Source organism: Flavobacteriales bacterium, from assembly GCA_013214975.1.
GTDB lineage: Bacteria > Bacteroidota > Bacteroidia > DT-38 > DT-38 > DT-38.
The window spans coordinates 1-7,514 of record JABSPR010000398.1 but is presented as its reverse complement, the minus strand read 5'-3'; the positions used below and the strand labels follow the sequence as shown (position 1 = coordinate 7,514).

Annotated in this window: 5 protein-coding genes; all 5 read left to right on the top strand. The window is 34.0% G+C overall.

Annotated elements, in window-relative coordinates; genetic code table 11:
- The first annotated feature begins 539 nt into the window (after nt 1-539).
- The 5 genes from HRT72_12525 to HRT72_12505 all read left to right on the top strand — a co-directional run bounded on the left by HRT72_12525 (nt 540) and on the right by HRT72_12505 (nt 7,385).
- Nucleotides 540-3,596 carry an N-6 DNA methylase gene (locus HRT72_12525; GenBank protein ID NQY68530.1) on the top strand — a complete coding sequence of 1,019 codons (3,057 nt, stop codon included), beginning with the start codon at nt 540-542 and terminating at the stop codon, nt 3,594-3,596.
- Nucleotides 3,597-3,606: 10 nt separating this feature from the next.
- Nucleotides 3,607-6,129, top strand: coding sequence for a DUF4268 domain-containing protein (locus HRT72_12520; GenBank protein NQY68529.1), 2,523 nt, complete (start codon nt 3,607-3,609; stop codon nt 6,127-6,129).
- Between the two features lie 83 nt (nt 6,130-6,212).
- Nucleotides 6,213-6,461 carry a hypothetical protein gene (locus tag HRT72_12515; protein ID NQY68528.1) on the top strand — a complete coding sequence of 83 codons (249 nt, stop codon included), beginning with the start codon at nt 6,213-6,215 and terminating at the stop codon, nt 6,459-6,461.
- A gap of 139 nt (nt 6,462-6,600) precedes the next feature.
- Nucleotides 6,601-7,104, top strand: a complete 504-nt coding sequence (locus tag HRT72_12510; protein NQY68527.1) for a hypothetical protein — start codon at nt 6,601-6,603, stop codon at nt 7,102-7,104.
- Nucleotides 7,101-7,385 carry a hypothetical protein gene (locus HRT72_12505; protein ID NQY68526.1) on the top strand — a complete coding sequence of 95 codons (285 nt, stop codon included), beginning with the start codon at nt 7,101-7,103 and terminating at the stop codon, nt 7,383-7,385. The genes HRT72_12510 and HRT72_12505 overlap by 4 nt, the downstream gene beginning before the upstream one ends.
- The last annotated feature ends 129 nt before the right edge of the window (nt 7,386-7,514 follow it).

The window sequence follows — 7,514 nt, the reverse complement described above, 5'->3', positions numbered from 1 at the left end:
CAGAACCGAGCTGAATCAGAACTGAACCAAACTGAATCGAAATGAATATGAACTGAACCAAAATGAATTTAAATAGAACCAATGTGAATTGAGTAGAATATGCGGTATGCCATTGGTTTTCTACTATAAGTTGGTACTATATATAACGTTATAATCGTTGTAGAAATTATATGTACGACTAAACATTTGAGCTATTGTAGCTTTAACATTCACTTTTTCTATACCTTGCAAATCATTAGATTGCACATTAACCTTAGTAAGAACTGACTAAAGTTAATTATAAGAAAACATTATCAAGATAAGATTTCGGTACAGCAAGAAGTTGTTGTACTAAGTTGCATTACCTCTAAATGGCCATTCCTATTCAAATGATGGTGTTATAAGAACTTATGAGGAATGCTTTATAGATTAAATAAGAATAACGCAGATAGTAAAAGGGATATGCTAAAGCCTTGCTGCAATATTGCAAATTGGATACCTTAGCCATGGTTATCATTTGGGAACATTGGCGTTCTCTTTAAACTTATACGGTATATTAAATGTCATTATTCCAAACCTCAGTACTCAAAAAGCATCTAGCACTCCAAGACAGAGACGTAGTTGCAAAAGCTTATAAAAAGTTCACAAAGTACTTTCATGATTCTGCCATACAGGAGAACATTAAGACAAGTAAAGAAGAACAGTTTCAGGAGGGGTTTCTTAGAGAACTATTTGTTACCGTTTTTGGCTATGTTCTAAACCCTAGTGCGAAATTTAATCTTACCACAGAACTTAAAAATCTTAAAGGAGCAAAAAAAGCAGATGGTGCAATATTGGTAGATGGTAAAGCACTTGGGGTTATAGAGTTAAAAGGAACTAAGACAAAAGATTTGGAATCAATTCGCCAACAAGCATTCGATTACAAATCTCATCATCCAACTTGCGAATACATTATTAGTTCCAATTTCGAGAAACTAAGATTCTATATTCAGACATCAGATGAGTTTGAAGAGTTCAATTTATTCGATCTTTCTCTGGAACAGTTTGAGTTAATGTATCTATGCTTAAATAGCGAGAACCTATTAAACAATGTTCCTTTAAAAATAAAGAAGGCTTCTCTACAGGAAGAGGAAGCCATTACCAAACAATTCTACAAAGATTACTCGCAGTTTAAACGTGAGCTTTTTAGAGACCTGGTAAAGCTAAATATGAAAAACGAAGTCTTCCGTTCTGAGTTAGAAAAGGAGGACACCGACCGTGCCGTAAAGAACATTAAGCAGGCTTTATTTCAAAAGTCTCAAAAGCTAATTGACCGCTTTCTGTTTATCTTTTTTGCTGAGGATAGAGGTTTGTTGCCGCCCAATTCTACACTTAAAATACTAGAGCAGTGGGATAAATTGAATGAGATGGACGAAATAGTTCCCTTGTTCTCTCGCTACCAAAAGTACTTTACATACTTAGATACAGGTAGAAAAGGGACGGACAAAAGCGCCGAAATCTTTGCATACAACGGTGGACTATTTAAACCAGATTCCATTTTAGATTCGTTAATAGTAAGTGACGACTTGCTTTACAAACATACCAAAGCCTTACAAGCCTATGATTTCGAAAGCCAAGTAGACGTAAATATTCTAGGCCACATTTTTGAAAACTCTCTTAACGAAATAGAAAGCGTTAATGCAGAAATTGAAGGGGGGGAATTTGTAGAGCAAACTTCTAAACGTAAAAAAGACGGTGTTTTCTATACACCCAAGTATATTACCAAATACATTGTAGAGAATACTGTTGGGAAACTTTGTACTGAAAAGAAAGCTGAGTTTGGTATAGAAGAGGAGGAGTATTTAAAGAGTAGAAAGGGTAGGCCTACTAAGGTGTTAAAGGCATTGCAAGATAATTTAGAGGGATATAGAAACTGGTTGCTTACTATTACTATATGCGACCCTGCTTGTGGCTCTGGTGCATTTCTAAACCAAGCTTTAGATTTCTTGATAAAAGAACATGGCTATATAGATGACCTTCAGAATAGTTTACTTGGAGGAGGTCTGCCATTCCCAAATATTGAAAACACTGTTTTAGAGAATAATATTTTCGGTGTAGACATTAACGAAGAATCTGTAGAAATAGCCAAACTCTCTCTTTGGCTCCGCACCGCACAACCTCGCAGAAAACTAAACGACTTAAGCAGTAATATTAAATGTGGCAATTCTCTAATTGATAGTAAAACTGTTGCTGGCGACAAAGCTTTTAAGTGGGAAGATGAATTTGCTTCCATTTTTGAAATGGGTGGTTTTGATGTGGTGATTGGGAATCCTCCATATGTTAGGAGTAGAGAGTTGTTTTCTGAGGAGGAAAAAAACTATTACATAAAAAAGTATACAACGGTTTCATATCAGTTGGATTTGTATAAGCTGTTTATTGAAAAATCTTGTTCATTGATAAATGCAAAAGGGAAGCTATCTTTTATTACTCCTTCTGTGTTCTTAACTAATGACTATGATAGGACATTACGAAAATTTATAATTGATAAATTCTCGTTAGAAATTATTGCATCAAGTGATAAAGATATTTTTACGGATGCAAGTGTTAAAACAGTTACGTTCTTAATCTCGAATTTTAAAGAAGGTAACTTGGTTAGGTTTTTCAAAATAAACAATGCTGAGTTTGATTTTGAAAAAGAAATTCCACAAAAGGCTTTTGTGGAACAAGATTATTTGATAAATGAAAAGTTGAATATTTCGGCAATTCCAATTATTAATAAATTAAATCAATTTAAAAAGTTAGGCAGTTTTTTTGAAATTAAGAATGGGATTAAAGTTCGAAAAGACTTGTTGTTCGAGGTCTGTAAGGATAACAGTTATAAGAAATTTATTTTAGGTAAAAACATCTTTGGATATTATAATACATATGATGGAATATTCATTGATTATAAACCTGAGAACGAAAAATTATATACAAACCAAGCATTTAGGACAAAGGAAATATTTGAACGGGAAAAACTAATAACAAGACAGATTTTAGGAAAAAGAATCATGACTTGTTTTGATGATGAGAACTATTATACTGATCAAACAACGTATGTAATAAACAAAAACACAAATGGGCATGAGCTAAAGTATTTATTGTGCATACTTAATTCTAGATTGATTTATTATTATTTCAATAATACTTTCTCTGATAATAAAATCACCTTCCCAAAGGTTAAAAGATCACAACTATTAGAGTTGCCATATAATTCAACATGTAATCAAGCAGACTTAATTGAGTTTGCAATTAGTAAAGTAGGATTAGAAAAAGAATTTTATAAATCAAGAGTTCAGTTTACCAAATATTTTCAATCACAGTACGCCCTTGATTCTGTATCTAAAAAACTTCAAAACTGGTACTTTTTAGAGTTTTCTGATTTTATCAAAGAACTCAACAAAGCCATTAAAAAAGTGGGAGGGGAGAAACTTACAAAGTCCGATGAAATGGATTGGATGGATGTTTTTGAGAAAAAGAAAGCAGAGGCACAAACGCTAAAAGCAGAGATTGATAAAACGGATAGAGAAATAGACCAAATGGTTTATGAGCTGTATGGGTTGAGTGAGGAGGAGATTAAGATAGTCGAGGAAAGTTAATATATAGATTATGCAAGCAAACGAACTTCCAATTAATAATTTTCTACAAGCACAAAATGTGCAATTTGTAATTCCAGTTTATCAAAGAAATTATGATTGGACAACCAGTGAGTGCCGAGAGATACTTAATGATATAATATCAGTTGAGCAACAAGAACGTGGAACACATTTTATTGGGAGTATTGTGTTTATCCATGAAGGCGCATACAGTACTAGTGAGGTAAAAGAATTAGTAATCATAGATGGACAACAGCGGCTAACGACAATAAATATATTGTACGTAGCCTTATATCGATTTGCGAAAGAAAATGGTATGCAGCAAGAAATTGATATGTTGTACAACCTGTATCTAACCAATCAATACGTTCAACAAGAATCGAGCAAACTGAAGCTTAAACAAACCGACAATAATTCTTTAGCTTTTAAAGCCATTCTGAATGGTACGGAAACCGAGTTCGACAAATATTCAAATGTTATTGAGAACTACAATTATTTTAGAGATAGAATAGAGCAAGACAATTTTAATACAATCTTGAATGGCATTAAGAGGCTCATATTTGTTGAGATTTCATTAGAGAGAGGGAAAGATGACCCTCAAAGAATTTTCGAAAGTTTAAACTCGACAGGTTTGGATTTATCACAATCAGATTTAATCAGAAATTTTATTCTTATGGATTTAGATCCGAAAGATCAAAATAGAATATTTGATCAGATATGGAATCCAATAGAAGAGAATGCAAGAGATTTGACTAGGCAAAAATCTATGGTGTCCGAATACATTAGGGATTACTTAACTCTTCGAAATAAAAAAATCCCTAATAAAGGGAAGGTTTATATTGAGTTTAAAAAATTATATGCAGGAAGAAAAGATGAGGCATACCATCAAGAATTAGAGAAAATTAAATCGCTCTCATCTCATTATAAGAAATTAATAAATCCGTCTACAGTTACTAATAATGAGTTAAAAAGAGAGCTGGAATACATTACTCGATTAGAGATTAATGTAGCTTTCCCATTCTTGTTACAAGTTTTTGAAGATGCAGATAATGGACTTATAGACGCCGACACTTTAGTAAACATTACAAAGCTAATTCAGTCGTATTCTTGGAGAAGGTTTGTAGTTGGTTTGCCTACCAATGCATTGAATAAAATCTTCATGACACTGTACGCAGAGGTGGATACGGAAGATTATTACGATTCAATTGCTATTGCGTTAATGAAAAAGAGAGGTAGCGCAAAATTCCCGACGAATGAAGAATTAATATCTTCGTTGAAGGATAAAGACCTTTATAATATTAAATCCAAGAACAGAAATTACATGTTCGAGAAGTTAGAAAATCATAACAATAGGGAACATGTAGATACCTCTAATGAAAACATAACTATCGAACATATATTCCCTCAAAACCCAAATGAAGATTGGAATGAAAATTTAGACACAGATGACTTTTTTAGTCTTAAAGAAAAGTACACAAACACGATAGCTAATCTAACATTGTCTGGGAACAATGGGTCGTTAAGCAATAAGTCCTTTTTAGAAAAAAAGTCCATGAATAAAGATGGAGGTAAACAAGGGTATGAGTTTAGCAGACTTTGGCTAAATAGTTATCTTCAAAGTATAGAGGGATGGAATATTGAAAACTATAATAAACGCCTTGAAATTATTTCAAACAGGTTTGTAGATATTTGGGAATATCCTAATATAGAGATTCCCACTATTGATGAGAATAGTGAAATAAACTTGTTCGACGCGGAAAAACCAACCCACAAAAAGCTGGAGTATTTTATTTTTGAAACGGCCAAAGTGGAAGAGAACAAGGTGGCTCAAATGTATTTTTATGTGCTTAGAAAACTATATACAAAAAACACAGAGTTACTTCTGTCTTTGCAAGAGGCGTTAAAAATAACAAGGGATGAAGAGGACTTTCGGGCTCCACAAGAGTTAATTAATGGATATTTTATTGAAGCAAATATCGATAGCAATACAAAGTTTAAAACACTAAAGAAGCTTTTATCGTCATTCGAATTAGAGGACGAACTATTGATAAAATATGCTGCCGATTCAGAACAGGATGGAATAGTGAACAGACACGTTCTGCGACGTGAATTCTGGAGTCAACTTTTGCCTCAACTACACGATACAACTTTATTTTCCAAAGTAAAGGCAACAAAAGACCACTGGTTACAAACTGGCGCAGGGGTGAGTGGGGTATCCTATACGTTTCTAATTACAAGAACCTACGCTAGAATTGAGCTAACAATCTCAACATCAAACAAGGAAATTAATAAGCGTTATTTCAATCAGCTAGAAAAGCGCAAGGATCAGATAGAGCAACGGTTTGGACAAGAGTTAGTTTGGGAAGAACTCGAGGATAACAAGATGAGTAGAGTGAAATGCGAATTAGGAGGTGTGAATCTATTTGAAGAATCAAATTGGGAAGAAATGAGTGGTTTCTTCATCGAAAACCTTCCTAAGTTTGAATTGGCATTCAAGCAAGAGATTGACAAATTGAAAGGAGCTGTATTGATATAAAGTTTATAACTTACCTTGTTGTTCAATACAAGATTTCTCATTTTTCTTCGTTGTAGTATCTCAACCATCACAACCAAAACAAGTTGCACGGAAATGAAATCCAATTAATTGGAAGTATATACCTCTCAGTAAAAGAAATGATGATGCTATTAGGCAAAGATCTTTCAAGCCGTGGACAATACGAAGGCACTCGCCAAACTCATCAAGAGTTAAGAAATCAAATTAAATCAGGACTAAAAAAATTAAGCGTTGAAGCTTATATTAGGCTTCGTCAGTTACATCGTAGAACAGTAATCTCTAAGCTTAATTCTATTAGATCATTCGGGAAATAGTCTTTCCACTCCACCATATTCATATATAAAATACAACCTTTTACAGGGCTTTGCAGGAAAATGCAAGGTTACGCAGTTAAAGGCAGTTAATAGCAGTCCATTTATATCTATACCCCTGTAAACGCCCGTTTACAGAGGCATGAAGACAATACTGAAAATCTTAGCATTAGCCGTTTCGGCCTTCGGAGCAAAAAAAGGATACGACTATTTCAAGAAATACAGGAACATAAAAAAGCTATCCATCGGGATAGATTCTTTTAAGCTTCCCAAGCTAAATCTCAAGTCTCTTTTTGGCAACATCAAAGCAAGTGTAACAATCGGAATTAAGAATTTTAGCGAATCAGCATACAGTTTAGAACAGGTAAAAGTTGACGTATTCACTTTGGCTGGCGATCTACTTGGTGAGCAAAGTACGCTTCTCGCAGATTCAGTATCCATTGTTCCAAATGAACATACCGCATTCTCTCTCGACTACTCCATCCCCTCTGTGAAATTGCAAGAACTCTTGCAAGCACAGGGAGGCGTGGCAGTGGTAGCAATGAGGTTTTTGGACTCTGGAAAATACGGAATTCAATTAGTTCTAAAAGGCTTTATCGTGAGTGAAGGAATAACAATAGATATAAACGAAAACATAACAATATGATAGAAAAATATTATTTAATAATTATTTCGGTGCTGTTTAGTGCCATCCTCGGAATCATAGGATACTGGGCGAAATATGTTCACAGAGAAATTAAAACACTTCTCAAAGAATTAATCTCCTACACCCACAATCTCAAGGAAGTTATAATTCAAATCCAAACACAAATTGACAAGGGGATTGAAATAGACATCAAGGACATTAAAGGTGATATCAAAACACTTTACACCAAGACTTCTATCAATTCAAAGAAAATTGCTAAAGCACAATGCAACGATAAATAGAATGAGCGAACCAAGAAATACATATGGAATTAAGAACATCGGCAAAATAGAAGATGCTGGCAATGTAGTACCAAGAGGTCGGATAGACAGGTATTGGGAAACGCAAGGTAACTCTCCTGATGTAAAATT

What these genes read in the sequence shown, in the direction of transcription:
- HRT72_12525 (NQY68530.1), top strand. Translation starts at nt 540, where the DNA reads ATGTCATTATTCCAAACCTCAGTACTCAAAAAGCATCTAGCACTCCAA.
- HRT72_12520 (NQY68529.1), top strand. Translation starts at nt 3,607, where the DNA reads ATGCAAGCAAACGAACTTCCAATTAATAATTTTCTACAAGCACAAAAT.
- HRT72_12510 (NQY68527.1), top strand. Translation starts at nt 6,601, where the DNA reads ATGAAGACAATACTGAAAATCTTAGCATTAGCCGTTTCGGCCTTCGGA.
- HRT72_12505 (NQY68526.1), top strand. Translation starts at nt 7,101, where the DNA reads ATGATAGAAAAATATTATTTAATAATTATTTCGGTGCTGTTTAGTGCC.